Here is a 16,306-nt window from a genome sequence, read left to right as displayed (position 1 = left end):
TCCCCCACCACTTCGGGGAAGGAGAACCATTCGGGGATTTCCAGCCCTTCGCGCAGGCGGCGGCGGAGTTCGGTGCCCGAAATGTTCAGGACTGTGTCGCCGTCGCGCACCTCGTCAGCCGGTTCATACTGGGCGCGTTCCTGGACATAGACCATGTGTTTGAAATCCACCATCTCAAGGCCGATTTCGTCCTGGTATTTGCGGAACAGGTCCTGCGCGTCATAAGGCCCGTAGAAATCTTCACCCTTGGAGTTCTTGCCCGGGCCCGCGTGATCGCGGCCCACGATGAAATGCGTACAGCCGTGGTTCTTGCGGATCAGCCCGTGCCAGACGGCCTCGCGCGGGCCGGCCATGCGCATGGCAAGGTTCAGAAGGCTCATCGAGGTGGTGGCGGCGGGGTATTTATCGAGCACCGCCTCGTAACAGCGCACGCGGGTGAAGTGATCCACATCGCCCGGTTTGGTCATGCCGACAACCGGGTGGATCAGCAGGTTGGCCTGCGCTTCCTTGGCGGCGCGGAAGGTCAGTTCCTGATGTGCGCGGTGCAGCGGGTTGCGGGTTTGGAAGGCCACGATGCGCCGCCAGCCCAGTTTGCGGAAGAAGGCGCGCAATTCGTTAGGCGTGTCGCGGCGGGCGCGGAAATCGTAATGCACCGGCTGCTGGATGCCGGTGACCGGCCCGCCCAGATAGACCTTGCCGGCGGTGTTGTGCAGGTAATTCACCGCCGGATGCGCGTCGTCATTGGCGCCAAAGACCATCTCGGCCTCGCGCGCCTTGTCAGGGTTCCAGCGGTCGGTGACGGTCATCGTGCCCAGGATCACGCCTTCCTGATCGCGCAGCGCGATATCTTCGCCCAGGGTGATGCTGTCGGCAAACTCCTCGCTCACGTCCAGGGTGATCGGCATGGGCCAAAGCTGGCCATCGGCCAGGCGCATGTTTTCGACAACGGAGTTGTAATCCTCTTCCGACAGGAAACCTTTGAGCGGGTTGAACCCGCCATTCATCAGCAGTTCCAGATCGCAGATCTGGCGCGGCGTCAGATCGTGGCTTTTCAGTTGGGCGGCTTCGATTTTCAGCTTCTGGGCAGAATCGTATGAAACAAAAAGCTCGGGGATCGGGGCGAGGTTGCTCAGCATCGTCATGGCAATATCTTTCGTATTGGTCGGACCGCGCAGGCCCTTTTGCCCGCGCTTTTCCATGATTGCCCGCGCATGTCCAGAATTGGCAGGCGTATCAGGGAAAAAAGGGGCGCGGTGTCGCAAACGGGCGGCGCTTGGGCAAGATCGTTCCGAAAGTTTAATAAAATCGGAACAGGTGTCAGCGTTTCAGCAGTGCGTCCATCTGGCTGAATTCGGCCAGGGCCAGCGCGTCGACGGGCTGCGCCACGCCACGCAGGCTTAGCGTTTCGAAAACAAGCCCGTCTGCGGGGACCCCGGCACTGCTCAGCACCGCCTTTGTGATCAGAAGCGGCACGCCCAGGTCCTTGGTTTTGGCCTCAAGACGGCTGGTGGTGTTGACCGCGTCGCCGATGATCGTGCGCGGGGCGCGGCCTGCGCCGATCTCACCCAGAACGATCTCGCCCAAATGGACGCCCACACCGATGCGCACCGGATCACCCCCTTCGGCGGCAAGGCGGGTGTTGAACTGATCCAGCCCCGCGCCGATGCCCGCGGCGGCCTGCAGCGCGGCCTGTGCCGAGCGTTTTTCATCCGCTGCCTCGAACACCGCCAAAAGTCCGTCGCCCAGATATTTGTCGACAGTGCCGCCGGCTTGCGTGATTGCGGGTACGATGGCGTCAAAAAACCGGTTCAGCAGAAAGACAACGTCATAAGGCAGTTGCCCGGTGGTCCGCGCGGTAAAGCCGCGCATGTCGAGGAACAGAATGGCCAGCCTGCGTTCTTCGCCCTGGCTGGCATGGGCGCGGCGGCGGGTGCCATCGGGTTGGAAGACGCGGAAAACGGTCAGGGGTTCGGTCGGGCGGATCTGACAGGCAAGCCGTGTGCCGGGTGGTGCGCCCACGGCGGCAAGGCTGCGCGCCTCGGCCGGGGCGGGCGGGCCCAGTGTCTCGCCCCCGTCTTCGATCAGCACCCGGCAAGTAGTGCAGCGCCCCTTGCCGCCGCAAAGCGACGTATGGGGCACGCCCCGTTCGCGCGACATCTCAAGCAGGGTCAGACCTTTGGGCGCGCGGATGCGCGGACCGTCGACATAGTCGATACTGACCGAGGACCTGCGGCGCAGAACCCAGCGGGCGGCAAAGATCAGCAGGCACAGACCCAGAAGCGCCCAGGTGAGGGTAAGGCCAAGCTCTTTCCACGCGATCATCGTGGAGAATGCCTGCCCGTCGGGCCAGTTGAACTGCGCCAGAAGCTGCTGGCCCTGAACCGGATCGGCGAACAGGGTTTTCAGCCTGCGCCCTTCGGCCACGAAGCCGGCCAGGGCAAAACCCGGGATCAGAACCGCAAGGCCGATCAGCACCGGTTGGCTGCGCCGCCACCAGCGCTGACCGCGCAACCAGACATGCAGCCCGATACAGCCATGAATCCAGACCAGAAGCAGAAGGCCCGTCTGCGTCCAGGCCGAGGCTGAGCCCCAGATCAGGCCGATCAGATAACCATAGTCATCATTGACGTCGAACACCTCATGCGCGCCGCGGGTGAAGATCATGTGGGTGATCAGGAAAAACGGTATGGTGATGCCGAAAGCCAGTTGCACGGCCTCGCGCAGGGGCATGCGCAACGTGCCGCGCCCGGCCAGCGCGTTCAGCGCAAGAATGGCGTGGGTTATGAACGCGCCATAGACGATCACCGTACCGATGACGGACCGGTTGAACAGCTTGCGCGCATCCTGCATCGCGTCCTGTGCGGCGGGCGAGAACAATCCAAGGCCGATATTCAGGAAATGGATCAGCGCATAGGTGAACAGGATCAGCCCCGTCGCGATCCTGAGCTGTGTGATCCAGTTTCCCCGCCAGAGGGATGTCGTTGCGCGCGGTGCCATGCCTGCAGATTGCTGGCAGGCGGGGGGCTGGTCAATGCGCCAGGTGGCCGGGGCGGGCCGGTTTCGGGATTACTCTGCCGCCAGTTCGGCTGTGTCTTCCTGTTCGGCCAGGAACCGTTCCGCATCGAGCGCCGCCATGCAACCCATGCCCGCGCTGGTGATCGCCTGGCGATAGACCGGATCGGTGATGTCACCGGCGGCGAACACGCCCGGCACCGATGTGGCGCTGGTGCCCGGTTTGACCTTCACATAACCGCCCATATGCATCTCGAGCTGGTCCTGGACCAGTTCATTGGCGGGCGCGTGGCCGATGGCGACAAACACGCCTTTGCAGGGGATTTCCGTGATCTCGCCGGTCTGGACGTGCTTCACGCGCACCGCTTCGACGCCCAGGGGGTTGTCGGTGCCGACAACTTCATCCAGTTGATGGAACCACAGCGTTTCGATCTTGGGGTTCTTGAACAGACGGTCCTGCAGGATCTTTTCGGCGCGCAGTTCGTCCCGGCGGTGGATCAGCGTCACTTTCGAGGCAAAATTGGTCAGAAACAGCGCCTCTTCCACGGCGGTGTTGCCGCCGCCGATCACAACGATTTCCTGCCCGCGATAGAAGAAACCGTCGCAGGTGGCGCAGGCCGAGACGCCGAAGCCCTTGAATTTCTCTTCCGATGGCAGGCCCAGCCATTTGGCGCGTGCGCCGGTGGCCAGGATCACCGCGTCGGCGGTATAGGTTGTGCCGCTGTCGCCCTTGGCGGTGAAGGGGCGCTGGCTGAGGTCGAGATCCGAGATGATGTCGCCGATGATCTCGCAGCCCATGGCCTTGGCGTGGGCTTCCATGCGCACCATCAGGTCGGGGCCCTGAACTTCGGTATCGCCGGGCCAGTTTTCCACCTCGGTCGTGGTGGTCAGCTGGCCGCCCGGTTCGATGCCCTGCACCAGAATGGGGTTCAGCATTGCACGGCTGGCATAGACGCCGGCGGTGTATCCGGCAGGGCCGGAGCCGATGATCAAAACCTTGGTGTGACGCGTATCGCCCATGAGAGCCCCCAATCTTCGTGATGCGACGATTCCCTGATGCCGCTGGACTTCGGATATAGCCCTCTGGCCGGTTGGCTTAAACCCCTTTGACATATCTCTCACCAGTGCGCGAGGGCGCGCAGGGTGATCAAAAACCAGGCAGGCCGATTACATAATATTGCGCGATTGCGAAAGATTATTGCGCAAGCCAGCAGCGCTGCTATAAGAATCGCCAAGCCGAGGGAGCGAGAATGGCCACAACTAAACTGGATGAGATCGACCGGAAAATCCTTGCGGAACTGCAGGCTGACGGTCGGATGACCAATGTCGAACTGGCAAAACGTGTGGGCATTTCCGCGCCGCCCTGTCTGCGGCGGGTCCGAACACTGGAAGAGGCCGGGTATATCCGCGGCTATCACGCGGATGTGGATGCGCGCGAGCTGGGGTTCGAGGTGCAGGTCTTTGCCATGGTCGGGCTGCAAAGCCAGGCGCAGGCGGATCTGGCGGCTTTTGAAGACGCCTGCCGTGGCTGGCCGCTGGTTCGGGAATGCCACATGCTGAATGGCGAGGTGGATTTCATCCTGAAATGCGTGGCGCCCGATCTGTCGAGTTTCCAGAACTTCCTGACCGGAGAGCTTTTGACGACGCCCAATGTGGCCAGCGTCAAGACATCGCTGGTCATCCGCGCGGCCAAGGATGATCCGGGCGTCCCGTTCGATGTGCTGGAAGACCGGCTGAGCAAGCAGGCCTGATCGGTCAGGCGGCGGTGGCGTCGTCGATCGTTTCGGCCTCGCGCGGGTGGGCCATAAGGCCGAAATCGGCAATCGTGTCGAGATGCGGGAAAAGCCGCATGAACAGATCGCGCATTGCCGGTCCCACATCACTCAGCGCGCCCAAACCGGGGTGATAGCTTTCGAAGGCAAGGCCGCCCATGCGGATCAATGCATGATCTTTCAGGCAGATGTGAAACATCTCGACCGGTGATGGCGGAGAGAGCGGGGCGATATTCACCCCATCTTCGAACCGCGCAAGCGGGGTCAGGATCTGGCCGTACTGGCCCAGGATCCGGGCGGAGGGGCCCACAACCATATGCGACAGCGGCCGCGACATGCCAAAGGCATCCGGCATGACCCGGTAAAGCGGTACGGCGCGGTTGGGGCTGTCGGGCGTGGTCGGCACAAGGGTGGTCGCGCCGATCCACGCGATGGGCTGCGGCGTGCCGTCCGATGTCAGAACCATATCGCCCGGCAACAGGTCTTCGATCGCCGTTGGGCCATTGGGCGTATCCACCAGCGTGCCGCGGGAAAAGCCGCAAAAGGCCGCTTCGAAAAGGGGGTGGGCCGGGATGAGAAACCGCGTGTCTTCGATTTGTCCCCCGCGGGTCAGCCAACTGGCGCGACAGGGCCTGATCTGGGGGCGGGCGCCGCCCGTGATCGTATCTTGAACCGCGCTGAGTTTCGCGGCGTCCGCCCCGCCGGGGCGGGACATCGTGGGGTGCCAATTCATCCCGAATACCCTTCATTCGGGTCTCATCCGTGCCGGCCCCCACCGACGACGACAGATGGACGTTACCATCTTCTGACCCATCAATGGCGGGTTTGACGCAAAATTGTCAAAAAATCGGGGACATTGGTGAATGCCCCGTCATCAATCTATCTCGCGGCGGGAGGACTGTTTTCGGGCTTACTGACAATCTTGCCACATTCTGATTCGCCAGAGTTCCGGCGAGGGCCACGAAAAAACCCCGCCCGGAATACGGGCGGGGCCTTCTTTGGGGATCCCGTCTGCGCTGAGATCACCTTGGAGGGAACCTATCGCTTAGGCCGAGGCGACCTTGCCGCGCGGGGTCAGCGCCACCGGAGCGCTGCGCCGCAGGATCATCTTGCGCCGGGCGCTGCCGCGGGCCCAGGGCATCTCGGTCTCGTTGGATTTGGCGGCTGCGACGACCGATTTGATGAAACGGCTGCGAACTGTCATTTTCTTTCTCCTGCCTTGTGGCCTTTGCGGCCGTGCATTCTTGCGTTGAGCTTAGAATGGCCTTGGTTTGAGGCTGGGATTGGGCCGAATTGGGAAAATTTCAGACAGGGATGATTTTCTTTGCGATGTTGCGGAGAGGATCGCGTTTTTCATATTAAGTAATTGAAATTAAATTAAAAAATACCATGAAGGAAACAATCTGTTCCTTCATGGCCTCATTGTTTCCAGACAAACTTGGAAAAAATTGCGGCAAACCTGCCGCAATCTGGCCGGGGCGCATTGGCGGTCACAGGCGGATGGCGGAAATCAGGCGGCCGTAATCGGCCTCGTTCGCATGGGTGCTGCGGCGATAGGAAAAGAACCGTGCCGGATCGGAATAGGTGCAGTGGCCGGTCCAGTTGGCCTCGGCAATGCCGGCGGACCTGAGACGGTGCAGCCCATAGGAGGGCAGATCGAACAGATACCTGTCGCCTTTGCCATTCGCGAAGAACCGTGCGTTCTGCGGGTCTTCGGCCATGAAATCGTCCAGGAATTCCGGACCCACCTCATAGGCGCGCTGAGAGATCGACGGTCCGATGGTGGCAACGATCCGGCCGCGCTTGGCCCCCAGATCGACCATCGCATCGACGGTCGCTTCCAGTACACCGTCCAGCGCACCCCGCCAGCCCGCATGGGCCGCGCCAATCACACCGCCTTCGGGATCGGCAAAAAGCACCGGCTGGCAATCGGCGGTCAGGATGGTCAGCGTCAGGCCGGGGGTGTTGGTGACCAGCCCGTCGGCCTTCTGCCCGCCATCTTCGGGACTGTGGATGACGACCGCATCGGCGGAATGGACCTGATGCACGCCGATCAGGGTATCGGTCTCCATCGCCTGGGCGACGCGGGCGCGGTTGATACCCACAATCTCGGCCTGGTCGGAAGAGCCGCCACCGCAATTCAGCCCTTCGAAGATCCCGCTGGACGCGCCGCCCCTGCGGGTGAAGAACCCGTGGCGAATGGGGGCCAGCGTATCGGATGTGAGGATCTCAAGCGTCATGGGTCCAGTCCGGGCGGCGGTTGGTGGCCTTCGGGGTAAAGGCCAAGCACCTTGAACAACTGTCCCATTTCGTCGGGATGCGTCAACCGGCGATGTGCTGCAATCAGCTGATCCAGCGGATCGCCGGTCAGCCCTTTGGCCAAAGCCTGCGCGCGTTGCGTAATCCCCAGCCGTTCCAGAAAGACGCCTTGCGGGGTCAGGCGCGAATACCGGCATGGCGCGGCCTGAGCCAGCGCTTCGAAATCCACATGGGCGGTCAAGTCGGCTTCTCCGGGATCGACGAGGGGGTCTGAGGGTTCATGGCCCTTGACCGCCTGCAGCGTATCCCCCAGCGACCGCCAGTCGCCGTAGTCGATGATCAGCCCGGCCCCGCCGTGATCGGCGATGCGCCGGCCGATGGCGTCGATGATGGGGGCAGCGGATGGGCAGTCTTCGACCAGATCACCGTCGGCGGTGTCTTCATGGCGGTGATCCAGCGCCGGCTGCGGCTGCGCGGGACCAAGGCCAAAGCGCAAGCGTCCGTCGTCCAGCCCGATCTGCCGTTCGCGCCAGTGTTCCCCGTCCCGTTGAAACTGGCGAATGGGCAGGGCGTCGAAGAATTCATTCGCGATGAAGAACAGCGGCTGTTGGGGCAAGGCGTCGACGTGGTCGATCCACTTGGGCGCATGGGAGGCCAGCGTCTGCGACTGCACATCGCGCAGGGTGGGTGAGGCTTCGATCAGTACCACCTGCGCGGCCGCGTGAAAGCCCGGTACTGCCCTTGTGGCGCGCAGGGCATCGGCCATCAGGGTGCCCCGGCCCGGCCCGGCCTCGGCCAGAGTGAAAGGGCTGGGCTGGCCCTGATCCATCCAGGCCTGGGCGAGAGAGAGGCCAATCAACTCTCCGAACATCTGGGAGATTTCGGGGGCGGTGATGAAATCGCCCTGCGCCCCCAAAGGGTCGCGCGTGGCGTAATAGCCAAAGCGCGGATGCATCAGGCATTCGGCCATGTATTCGGCCACGGTGATCGGGCCTTGTGCCGCTATGCGCGCGGCAAGCAGATCGCGCAGGCTCATGCGCGGGTCTTGGCGCGGGTGACCAGCCACAGACCCAGCGCGATCATCGGCAGCGACAGGATCTGCCCCATGGTCAGGCCATAGCCGCCTGCCTGCAACGCAAGGCCCAGCGGGTTTCCGGCGCTGACGAATTGCGCATCAGGCTGGCGGACAAATTCCACCGCGAAACGCGCTGCGCCATAGCCTGCAAAGAACACGCCCGCGATCAGGCCGGGGCGGTGAAACGCGCCCTTGCGCCAAGCCAGCAAGATCAGTGCGGCACCCAGGATCAGACCTTCAAGCAGCGCCTCGTAAAGCTGTGAGGGGTGGCGCGCACAAAGCCCCAGAACATCCGGGCAATCCTGCGCCGCCGCACCGGGAAAGATCACGCCCCAGGGCAGATCGGTGGGACGGCCCCAAAGCTCGGCATTCACGAAATTGGCCAGACGGCCGAAAAACAGCCCCGGCGGCACGCAAAGCGCGATCAGGTCTGCAGCCTGAAAGCGGTTCATATTGTGATAGCCGGTATATAAATACGCCGCGACGATGACGCCCAGCAGTCCGCCATGGAAAGCCATGCCACCCTGCCAGATCATCGGGATCTGCGTGGGGTTCTGCAGATAAAAGGCAGGCTGGTAAAACAGCACGAAGCCCAGCCGCCCGCCCAGGATGATGCCAACCACTGCCCAGGTCAGGAAATCGCCCACCTGGTCGCGCGTCATTACCCCGGTGCCGCCGGGCCAGAGCCGTGCGTTTTCCACCGCACGGATCGCCAGCCACCAGGCCACGAGAATCCCCGCGATATAGGCGAGCGCATACCAGCGCAGCGCGAATTCGAACGAGCCCACAGCGAAGGAGAACAGCTCGGGCGAGAGATCGGGGAATTGGATGGCGGCGTGCATGGCGTCAGTTGGCCCGAGCCTGCGGCGAAGTCAACCTTGCCTCGCGGGGAGATGATCCCCATATACGAGCCAACGCAAGGAGTGCTTTACGATGCAGACCCGCAACAAGATCATGGACGATATCTCGCAACTGATGACCAACGCCATGGGCGTGGCCCAAGGCGCGCGGGAAGAGGCGGAAACGGCGATGAAATCCATGATCGACCGTTGGCTGGCCGATCGCGATTTCGTCACCCGCGAGGAATTCGAGGCCGTGCGCGCCATGGCGCAGAAAGCGCGCGAGGAAAACGCCGCGCTTGAGGCGCGCATTGCCGCGCTTGAGGCCAAAGGGTCGAAATCCAAGGAATAATCGGCGCAACGCTGTCAGAATGAGGCGCTGCCGCGCCATTCCTGATCCACGCAACGCAACCGCGATGCGCGCCATTCAGTGCCGCGTATAATGCTGCGCGCTGCGCGATCTGCCAAGAAAAATTCGATGGACATGGCGATATTTCGGGCGGTGTTCCCTGTCGTCCACAACTTATTGCGGTTATCCCCAAAAATGGGGGTTGCCAGATGTCTCTGCCATAAGCACCATATCTAGTATGGGCACGGGGGGTCGCCCCGGTCCATAGAGCAGCCACCTAGCATTTGAGGCACTGCCGGCCTCATGACGTTAGAGACCAGTGAGGTGCAACATGGCCCTTTCCGAGCAGTACCTGGAAGAAGATCTTCACCCCATCGATATCGTCGAACATATCGCCGAGCATCACGAATGGGATTTCGACCGCATGGGCGACGACCAGATCGCCATGGCGGTGGCAGGACAGTGGCGAACCTATTCGCTGACACTGGCCTGGTCGGGCTATGACGAGACGCTGCGCATGGTCTGCACCTTTGAGATGGAGCCGCCAGAGGAAAAGATGGCGGGCCTGTTCGAATTGCTGAACCTGGTCAATGACCAGTGCTGGGCCGGGGCATTCACCTATTGGGAAGAGCCCAAGCTGATGGTCTATCGCTATGGTCTGGTTCTGGCGGGCGGTCAGATTGCCAGCGCAGAGCAGATCGACACAATGATCAACGCGGCTGTTCTGAGCGCCGAGCGCTATTACCCCGCGATGCAGCTTCTGATCTGGGGGGACAAGACCCCGCAGGAAGCCATGCAAGCAGCCATTGCAGAGGCTTACGGGCGCGCGTAACACTCGGCCCCGAACCGCGACAAGGGGAGGGGCCTTCATGAATATGGATCACGTGGCATCCCGGGGGCTTGTGCTTTTGGGATGCGGCAAGATGGGTTCGGCCATGCTGGCGGGCTGGCTGGAGGGCGGATTGGCCCCCTCGTCTGTCTGGGTGCAGGATCCGGTGCCATCGGATTGGGTGCGTGCGCAGGGCGTGCATGTCAACGAAGACTGGCCCGCAAACCCGGCCATCGTTCTGGTGGCCGTGAAACCCCAGATGATGGGCGAAGCGCTGCCTGTGATGGCAGGCCTTGGCGGGGGCGACACGTTGTTCGTTTCGGTCGCGGCCGGCACGCCGATTTCCTATTTCGAAGAGGTTCTGGGCAAGGGCACACCCGTGATCCGCGCCATGCCCAACACGCCCGCGGCCATTGGTCGGGGAATCACGGCGCTGATCGGCAATGCGCAGGCCAGCGCCGCGCATCTGGATCTGGCCGAGGCGCTTTTGTCCGCCGTCGGCCAGACCGTGCGGCTGGAGAGCGAGGCGCAGATGGATGCCGTGACCGGCGTCAGCGGGTCGGGACCGGCATATGTTTTTCACCTGATCGAAACGCTGGCCGCCGCCGGGGAGGCGCAGGGCCTGCCCGCCGATCTGGCGATGCGACTTGCCAAGGCCACCGTGGGCGGGGCCGGGGCGCTGGCCGAAGCGGCCGACGACAGCCCCGAACAGCTGCGCATCAATGTCACCAGTCCCAATGGCACGACGCAGGCCGCGCTTGAGGTTCTGATGGACGCCGAAAGCGGCTTTCCACCCCTGCTGGACAAGGCCGTAGCCGCCGCCACGAACCGGTCGAAGGAGCTGTCGCGTGGATAACATCTCGTTCGATGATTTCTTGAAAGTGGATATTCGCGTGGGCCGCGTGACCCGCGCCGAACCCTATCCCGAAGCGCGCAAACCCGCGATCAAGATGTGGATCGACTTTGGCCCCGAGCTGGGCGAACGCAAGAGCTCGGCCCAGGTGACGGCGCATTACACGCCCGAAGCGCTGGTGGGCAAAGAGGTCATGGCCGTGGTGAATTTCCCGCCGCGCCAGATCGGCAAATTCATGTCGGAGGTTCTGGTTCTGGGCTTGCCCGACGAAAACGGGGAGGTGGTTCTGATCGGACCGGATCACGACGTGCCCCTGGGTGGGAGGATGCATTGATGAAACTCTGGCTCACACGCCCTATGCCGCCGGAGGTCGAGGCCCGCGCGAAGGAAAGCTTTGACGTGGATATCCGTGCCTCGAACGATCCGCTGTCGGCCGATGAGATGCGCCATGCGCTGCGCAGCTATGATGCGGTGATGCCGACGCTGGGCGATCGGTTTCAGGCCGATGTCTTTGCCGATGTGCCGGATGCGCGCTGCAAACTGCTGGCGAATTTCGGCGTGGGGTACAACCACATTGATGCAGAAGCCGCGCGTGCCCACGGCATTACCGTGACGAACACGCCCGGGGCCGTTACCGATGCCACTGCCGATATCGCCATGACGCTGATCCTGATGACCGCCCGCCGCGCGGGCGAGGGGGAGCGGATGGTGCGCGCGGGTCGCTGGGCCGGTTGGCACCCGACACAGATGCTGGGCCTGCATGTCACGGGCCGGACGCTGGGCGTGATCGGCATGGGCCGGATCGGCCAGGCCATCGCGCGGCGCTGTCATTTCGGCTTCGGAATGGACATCCGTTACATTGCGCGGTCTGAAAAAAGCCTTGGGTTCAAGGCAATACGGGATGAAAGCCTGCAGGATCTGGCGGCGGCGTCGGATATCGTCGTGGTGGCCGTCCCGGGCAGTCCCGAGACGCATCACCTGATCGACGCGCAGGTTCTGGGTGCGATGCAACCCCATGCGATTTTCGTGAACATCGCGCGCGGCGATGTGGTGGACGAGGCCGCGTTGATCGCAGCGCTTCAGGCCGGTCAGATCGCCGGTGCGGGACTGGATGTATATGAGTTCGAGCCCAAAGTGCCCGAGGCGCTGATCGCGATGGAGAATGTCACGCTATTGCCGCATCTGGGAACGGCCGCGCTGAATGTGCGGACCAATATGGGGATGATGGTGCTGGATAATGTCGGGGCCTTTGCCAACGGGGACGAACCGCCCAATATGGTCTGATCCGCGCCGTTTCAGGGCGTGGCGCGGTCCCCCGTCGCCTCGCGCCAGTGGCGGCGGCAGAGGGAGACATAGGTCTCGTTCCCGCCGATCTGGACTTGGTCACCATCGGTCAGCACGCGGCCTTCGCCATCCTTGCGCACCACCATCGTGGCCTTTTTCCCGCAATGACAGATCGTGCGCACCTCGCGCATTTCATCGGCCAGCGCCAGCAGCGCGGCAGAGCCCGGGAAAAGCTGGCCGCGGAAATCCACGCGCAGGCCATAGCACATCACCGGCACGGACAGATCATCAACGGCGCGTGCAAGCTGCCAGACCTGATCGGTGGTGAGAAACTGCGCCTCGTCCACGAAGACGCAGGCGACCTGACCCTGGTCCAGCCGATCCGCGATTTTGGCGAACAGATCGGTGGCGGTGTCGAAGGTATCGGCCGTCTCGCCGATGCCGATGCGCGAGGCGATCCGCCCCTCTCCGGCGCGGTTGTCGAAGCGGGCGGTGAGCAAATAGGTCTCCATCCCGTTTTCGCGGTAATTGTGCGAGGCCTGCAGCAGCACTGTCGACTTGCCGGCATTCATGGTCGAGTAGTTGAAAAACAGCTTTGGCATGGGCCAAGTCCTTAGCCAGCACAGGGCGCTTGGGCAACGGGGAAGCGTGGGAAAAAGCCCTGTCAGAAGGGCCGTGAGGGGATGGAAGTGACCCCTGGGCAAATGACCGCTATGCTGACAGGGAAGTTCCCTTGAAATGACCGTGACCGGCGACAGGTGTCTCCGGCCACGGCACTCTTTACCGTGAGTGGTACACTTTTTAACGGTCCCGACTGCGGTGTGTCGGGATAGTCAAAGATTGCCAGATGGCCTAGAAGGCCATAATGGGAAAAGCCTGGTGCGTTTCCCCGCAGGCGCGGGCGGCAAGGAACGAGGGATTTGGGTATGGCCGAAATCGGTAGCTATCTGAAAAAGCACACGGAAACTCTGGTCAAGGATGTGGGCATTGAAACCGCCTGCACGCTGACCGGAAAATCCAAGGCCACGCTGGGGCGGTATTATTCCGATCATGACGAGCATGCCGAACGCTTCATGCCGGTCGATGCCGTGGCGCGACTGGAGGCGGCTGCCTCTTATCCGCATGTCACCTCGGCCCTGGCGGAACTGAAGGGGATCACCCTGTCTTATGATGATCGCCATCCCAACACGGCGCGCGAAGGCGGTGTGAATTCGGATGTCATCGCGCTGAGCCAGCGGTTTGCGATGCTGATGGCGGAATATCAGCAATCCATAGAGGATGGCGTAATCACCGTGACCGAGGCAAAGCGGCTTCTGAAGGAAACCGTGATGCTGCAGCAGGTGCTGATCGACATGAAGCTGCATCTGGAAACGGAAAGCGAAAGCGCCTGACTGAGAAAGCCTTGCTTTTCCGGTTTGGATGTTTGGAGCCGTCTGGTTGAATTTGCCCTAGAACGGCGGCCCGGCGCTCCTGCTGGCGCAGATCGCCCCGCCCGCCGTCCCGTATTGGCATGCCCCGGGCGGCGTCAGCCGTGGCGTTCGACGATCACGGATCCCACGGAATAACCTGCGCCGAAGGAGCAAATGACGCCTTTATCCCCGTCTTCCATGTCATTGGAATATTTGGAAAAGGCGATGATGGATCCGGCCGAGGAGGTGTTGGCGTAATCCTGCAGGATGTTGGGTTGTTCACCCGGTTCGGGGTCGCGGCCCAGCACCTTGCGGCCGATGAAATCGTTCATCGTCTTGTTGGCCTGATGCAGCCAGAGGCGTTTGAGATCAGCGGCCTCGATCCCCTCATCGGCCATGTGATCAGCGATGTGCTGGGAGACCATCGGCAGCACTTCCTTGAACACCTTGCGCCCGTTCTGCATGAATTGCATGTCGCGGCGGTCCTTCATCCCGTCGGGGCGGGAGCGGCGCAGGAAGCCGTTATTGTTGCGGATATTGTTCGAGAACTCTGTCGCGCAACGGGTTGATTTGATTTCGAAATAGGGGCCAGTCGCATCCTCGGAGCGTTCGATCAGAACGGCAGTGGCCACGTCGCCAAAGATGAAATGGCAGTCGCGGTCGCGCCATTCCAGATGGGCCGAGCAGATCTCGGGATTGACCACGATGGCAGAGCGGATGGAACCGGAGCGGATCATGTCGGCGGCGGCCTGAATGCCGAAGGTCGCGGACGAGCAGGCCACATTCATGTCGAAGGCGAAGCCCTTGATTCCAAGGAGATCCTGTATCTCGATCGCCACAGCAGGATAGGCGCGTTCCAGGTTCGAGGCCGCGCAGATCACCGCGTCGACATCTGCCGCCGTTTTGCCCGCTTGCGCCAGCGCCTTCCGGCAGGCATCCACGGCCATTTCCGCCATCACGCCGGGTTCCTCATCCGAACGCTGGCGCAGCAGAGGATGCATCACTTCGGGATCAAGAACACCTGTTTTATCAAGCACATATCGCTGCTCGATGCCTGAGGCCTTGACGATGAAATCCTCGGAGGAATGCTCTTTCGCCTCAACCTCGCCGGCGGCGATGGCCTCGGCATGTTCAGCGTTCCATTTGTCGGCATAGGCGTTAAAGGCGTCGACCAGCTCGGCATTGGTGATGACGGTCTCCGGCGTGAAAACGCCCGTTCCTGTGATGGCCGGTTTGTACATGTCATCCCCCTTTTTGCGCGTTCGGCGATCTGCCCAATTTTGAACCTGAAGGTCAAGAGGGGGCTGTATGATTGGCGTAGACAAGCCGTACACAACCTGTGCACTGCCGATGCACCGTCAGGCGCGGCGCTTACGAAATCCGGCGCTGCCCAAGGCGATCACATTGTCCGCCACCGTGTGCCAGGCAGACATGCCGGGCTTGGGCGGCTTGCCCTGAGAGATGCGGCGGATCTGCGTCTCGTAGTAGGTGATCGGGATCATGAACATCTTGTCGAGAGATCTGACCCCGGTGCTGGGCCGGCCCACGTCGCAGACATAATCCGGATCGGCGGCGGCGTGCAGCGGCAGATCCGGGTCGAGGGTGAGCGGGCGGGCGAGCCCCACGAAATCGGTGGCGCCGGAGGCGATGGCGTCTTCCATTGCGCGCACCGACCGGAAGCCGCCGGTCACGGCGATGGGCACCTGGGTGCGCTGGCGGGCCTGTGCCGCGAAGTCGAGGAAATAGGCCTCCCGCTCGGTCGTGGATTGGCGCGCGCCGGTCATGGCGGGGCTTTCATAATTCCCGCCGGAGATTTCGATCAGGTCGATGCCTTCGTCGCTGAGCGCCTCAATCAGGGCGAAAGCGTCGTCCCCTTCGAACCCGCCTTTCTGGAAATCGGCGGAGTTCATCTTGATCGACACCGGGAAGCCTTCGCCCACTTCAGCCCGCATGGCGCGGTAAATCTCCAGCGCAAAGCGGCGGCGGTTTTCCGGACTGCCGCCCCAGTCATCCTCGCGCCGGTTGTGGTGGGGGGAGAGGAACTGGCTGACCAGATAGCCATGGGCACCGTGGATCTGCACCCCGTCGAAGCCCGCGCGTTTGGCCAGCGCGGCGGTGGTGGCGTAGCGTTGGATCAGGCCGCGGATATCGGCAAAGTCAAGCGCGCGGGGGGTGGCAAAGCTGGCCTCCAGACCTCGGCCCAGGGGAACGGCGCTGGGCGCCACGGGTTCGGGGGTCAGGAATTTAGGGCTTTGCTTGCCCGGATGGTTGATCTGCATCCAGATCCTGGAGGCGGGGTTGGCATTGTGGACCGCATCGCTCCATGCGGTGAAGCGGTCAAGATGGGCGTCATTTTCCAACACGACATTACCCGGTTCGCCCAAGGCCGTGGGGTCGATCATCACATTGCCGGTGACAATGATGCCGGTGCCGCCTTTGGCCCAGCGTTTATAGACGGTGTAGTGCGCCTTGGTGGGCAGGTGTTCGCCTTGCTTGGCCAGCACCTCGCTCATCGCGGATTTCAGGATGCGGTTGGGCGCGTCGATTATTCCACCCGCGTCGAAGGGGGAGAAGAGTGTTGGGGCGTGGGTCATGCGGGCGGCCTTTGATCGGATGCCTGACCAT

The 16,306-nt window shown here is 62.4% G+C and carries 18 protein-coding genes; 7 read left to right on the top strand and 11 right to left on the bottom strand.

Translation table 11 applies throughout. The features are described from left to right. From sat to trxB, 3 genes are all read right to left on the bottom strand, one after another. On the bottom strand, positions 1-1,142 hold a 1,142-nt coding region (gene sat / locus TR61_RS12730; protein WP_050930462.1), incomplete at its 3' end, for a sulfate adenylyltransferase. Between the two features lie 175 nt (positions 1,143-1,317). Then, positions 1,318-2,997, bottom strand: coding sequence for an adenylate/guanylate cyclase domain-containing protein (locus TR61_RS12725; protein ID WP_050930456.1), 1,680 nt, complete (start codon positions 2,995-2,997; stop codon positions 1,318-1,320). A gap of 69 nt (positions 2,998-3,066) precedes the next feature. Then, the gene (gene trxB, locus TR61_RS12720; protein WP_050930455.1) at positions 3,067-4,032 is read right to left on the bottom strand and encodes a thioredoxin-disulfide reductase; all 966 of its coding nucleotides are present in this window, start codon (positions 4,030-4,032) and stop codon (positions 3,067-3,069) included. Between the two features lie 230 nt (positions 4,033-4,262). On the opposite strand from trxB, the gene TR61_RS12715 reads away from it, so the two are divergent. Then, positions 4,263-4,763 (top strand): Lrp/AsnC family transcriptional regulator, encoded by a 501-nt coding sequence (locus tag TR61_RS12715; protein WP_050930454.1) that lies wholly within the window; start codon positions 4,263-4,265, stop codon positions 4,761-4,763. 4 nt (positions 4,764-4,767) lie between these two features. Here TR61_RS12715 and TR61_RS12710 read toward each other — a convergent pair whose 3' ends face one another. The 5 genes from TR61_RS12710 to lgt form a co-directional block, all read right to left on the bottom strand. Further along, entirely contained in the window at positions 4,768-5,517 is a 750-nt protein-coding gene (locus TR61_RS12710) for a Hint domain-containing protein (protein ID WP_050930453.1), read from the bottom strand. A gap of 312 nt (positions 5,518-5,829) precedes the next feature. Then, positions 5,830-5,988, bottom strand: a complete 159-nt coding sequence (locus TR61_RS20170) for a hypothetical protein (RefSeq protein ID WP_172676975.1) — start codon at positions 5,986-5,988, stop codon at positions 5,830-5,832. A 286-nt stretch (positions 5,989-6,274) separates the two neighbouring features. Continuing rightward, positions 6,275-7,024, bottom strand: coding sequence for a peptidoglycan editing factor PgeF (pgeF, locus tag TR61_RS12705; protein ID WP_050930452.1), 750 nt, complete (start codon positions 7,022-7,024; stop codon positions 6,275-6,277). Beyond that, entirely contained in the window at positions 7,021-8,079 is a 1,059-nt protein-coding gene (locus TR61_RS12700) for a class I SAM-dependent methyltransferase (RefSeq protein ID WP_050930451.1), read from the bottom strand. Before TR61_RS12700 ends, pgeF begins: the two co-directional genes overlap by 4 nt. Further along, entirely contained in the window at positions 8,076-8,960 is an 885-nt protein-coding gene (gene lgt, locus TR61_RS12695; RefSeq protein ID WP_050930450.1) for a prolipoprotein diacylglyceryl transferase, read from the bottom strand. Before lgt ends, TR61_RS12700 begins: the two co-directional genes overlap by 4 nt. Positions 8,961-9,051: 91 nt before the next feature. Between lgt and TR61_RS12690 the strand changes: the two genes are divergently transcribed. The 5 genes from TR61_RS12690 to TR61_RS12670 all read left to right on the top strand — a co-directional run bounded on the left by TR61_RS12690 (position 9,052) and on the right by TR61_RS12670 (position 12,272). Next, a complete protein-coding gene (locus tag TR61_RS12690) occupies positions 9,052-9,309 on the top strand; it encodes an accessory factor UbiK family protein (RefSeq protein WP_050930449.1) in 258 nt (85 codons plus the stop codon). 328 nt (positions 9,310-9,637) lie between these two features. Further along, the gene (locus tag TR61_RS12685) at positions 9,638-10,138 is read left to right on the top strand and encodes a type III secretion system chaperone family protein (protein WP_050930448.1); all 501 of its coding nucleotides are present in this window, start codon (positions 9,638-9,640) and stop codon (positions 10,136-10,138) included. A 37-nt stretch (positions 10,139-10,175) separates the two neighbouring features. Further along, positions 10,176-10,991, top strand: coding sequence for a pyrroline-5-carboxylate reductase (proC, locus tag TR61_RS12680; RefSeq protein ID WP_050930447.1), 816 nt, complete (start codon positions 10,176-10,178; stop codon positions 10,989-10,991). Further along, positions 10,984-11,322, top strand: a complete 339-nt coding sequence (locus TR61_RS12675; RefSeq protein ID WP_050930446.1) for a tRNA-binding protein — start codon at positions 10,984-10,986, stop codon at positions 11,320-11,322. Before proC ends, TR61_RS12675 begins: the two co-directional genes overlap by 8 nt. Next, complete coding sequence (locus tag TR61_RS12670; protein ID WP_050930445.1) at positions 11,322-12,272, top strand: 2-hydroxyacid dehydrogenase; 951 nt, start codon at positions 11,322-11,324, stop codon at positions 12,270-12,272. The genes TR61_RS12675 and TR61_RS12670 overlap by 1 nt, the downstream gene beginning before the upstream one ends. Positions 12,273-12,283: 11 nt before the next feature. Here the strand turns inward: TR61_RS12670 and TR61_RS12665 are convergent, their stop codons facing one another. Beyond that, positions 12,284-12,874: a thymidine kinase gene (locus tag TR61_RS12665; RefSeq protein WP_050930444.1), complete on the bottom strand. Its 591-nt coding sequence runs from the start codon at positions 12,872-12,874 to the stop codon at positions 12,284-12,286. A 324-nt stretch (positions 12,875-13,198) separates the two neighbouring features. On the opposite strand from TR61_RS12665, the gene TR61_RS12660 reads away from it, so the two are divergent. Then, positions 13,199-13,663: a hypothetical protein gene (locus TR61_RS12660; protein WP_050930443.1), complete on the top strand. Its 465-nt coding sequence runs from the start codon at positions 13,199-13,201 to the stop codon at positions 13,661-13,663. Positions 13,664-13,797: 134 nt separating this feature from the next. Here TR61_RS12660 and TR61_RS12655 read toward each other — a convergent pair whose 3' ends face one another. After that, a complete protein-coding gene (locus TR61_RS12655) occupies positions 13,798-14,922 on the bottom strand; it encodes a beta-ketoacyl-ACP synthase III (protein WP_050930442.1) in 1,125 nt (374 codons plus the stop codon). 117 nt (positions 14,923-15,039) lie between these two features. Beyond that, a complete protein-coding gene (locus tag TR61_RS12650; RefSeq protein ID WP_050930441.1) occupies positions 15,040-16,275 on the bottom strand; it encodes an NADH:flavin oxidoreductase/NADH oxidase family protein in 1,236 nt (411 codons plus the stop codon). Between the last annotated feature and the right edge of the window lie 31 nt (positions 16,276-16,306).

This window comes from Aestuariivita boseongensis, from assembly GCF_001262635.1.
GTDB lineage: Bacteria > Pseudomonadota > Alphaproteobacteria > Rhodobacterales > Rhodobacteraceae > Aestuariivita > Aestuariivita boseongensis.
Note: the sequence above shows the minus strand (reverse complement) of the source record. Positions and strands in the feature narration are given on the sequence as shown.

Excerpts from the sequence above, each read along its gene's own strand:
- pgeF (WP_050930452.1), bottom strand. The coding sequence starts at position 7,024 with ATGACGCTTGAGATCCTCACATCCGATACGCTGGCCCCCATTCGCCAC.
- TR61_RS12670 (WP_050930445.1), top strand. The coding sequence starts at position 11,322 with ATGAAACTCTGGCTCACACGCCCTATGCCGCCGGAGGTCGAGGCCCGC.
- TR61_RS12715 (WP_050930454.1), top strand. The coding sequence starts at position 4,263 with ATGGCCACAACTAAACTGGATGAGATCGACCGGAAAATCCTTGCGGAA.
- TR61_RS12660 (WP_050930443.1), top strand. The coding sequence starts at position 13,199 with ATGGCCGAAATCGGTAGCTATCTGAAAAAGCACACGGAAACTCTGGTC.
- lgt (WP_050930450.1), bottom strand. The coding sequence starts at position 8,960 with ATGCACGCCGCCATCCAATTCCCCGATCTCTCGCCCGAGCTGTTCTCC.
- TR61_RS12650 (WP_050930441.1), bottom strand. The coding sequence starts at position 16,275 with ATGACCCACGCCCCAACACTCTTCTCCCCCTTCGACGCGGGTGGAATA.
- trxB (WP_050930455.1), bottom strand. The coding sequence starts at position 4,032 with ATGGGCGATACGCGTCACACCAAGGTTTTGATCATCGGCTCCGGCCCT.
- TR61_RS20170 (WP_172676975.1), bottom strand. The coding sequence starts at position 5,988 with ATGACAGTTCGCAGCCGTTTCATCAAATCGGTCGTCGCAGCCGCCAAA.
- TR61_RS12665 (WP_050930444.1), bottom strand. The coding sequence starts at position 12,874 with ATGCCAAAGCTGTTTTTCAACTACTCGACCATGAATGCCGGCAAGTCG.
- TR61_RS12690 (WP_050930449.1), top strand. The coding sequence starts at position 9,052 with ATGCAGACCCGCAACAAGATCATGGACGATATCTCGCAACTGATGACC.
- TR61_RS12710 (WP_050930453.1), bottom strand. The coding sequence starts at position 5,517 with ATGAATTGGCACCCCACGATGTCCCGCCCCGGCGGGGCGGACGCCGCG.
- TR61_RS12655 (WP_050930442.1), bottom strand. The coding sequence starts at position 14,922 with ATGTACAAACCGGCCATCACAGGAACGGGCGTTTTCACGCCGGAGACC.
- TR61_RS12685 (WP_050930448.1), top strand. The coding sequence starts at position 9,638 with ATGGCCCTTTCCGAGCAGTACCTGGAAGAAGATCTTCACCCCATCGAT.
- TR61_RS12700 (WP_050930451.1), bottom strand. The coding sequence starts at position 8,079 with ATGAGCCTGCGCGATCTGCTTGCCGCGCGCATAGCGGCACAAGGCCCG.
- proC (WP_050930447.1), top strand. The coding sequence starts at position 10,176 with ATGAATATGGATCACGTGGCATCCCGGGGGCTTGTGCTTTTGGGATGC.
- TR61_RS12725 (WP_050930456.1), bottom strand. The coding sequence starts at position 2,997 with ATGGCACCGCGCGCAACGACATCCCTCTGGCGGGGAAACTGGATCACA.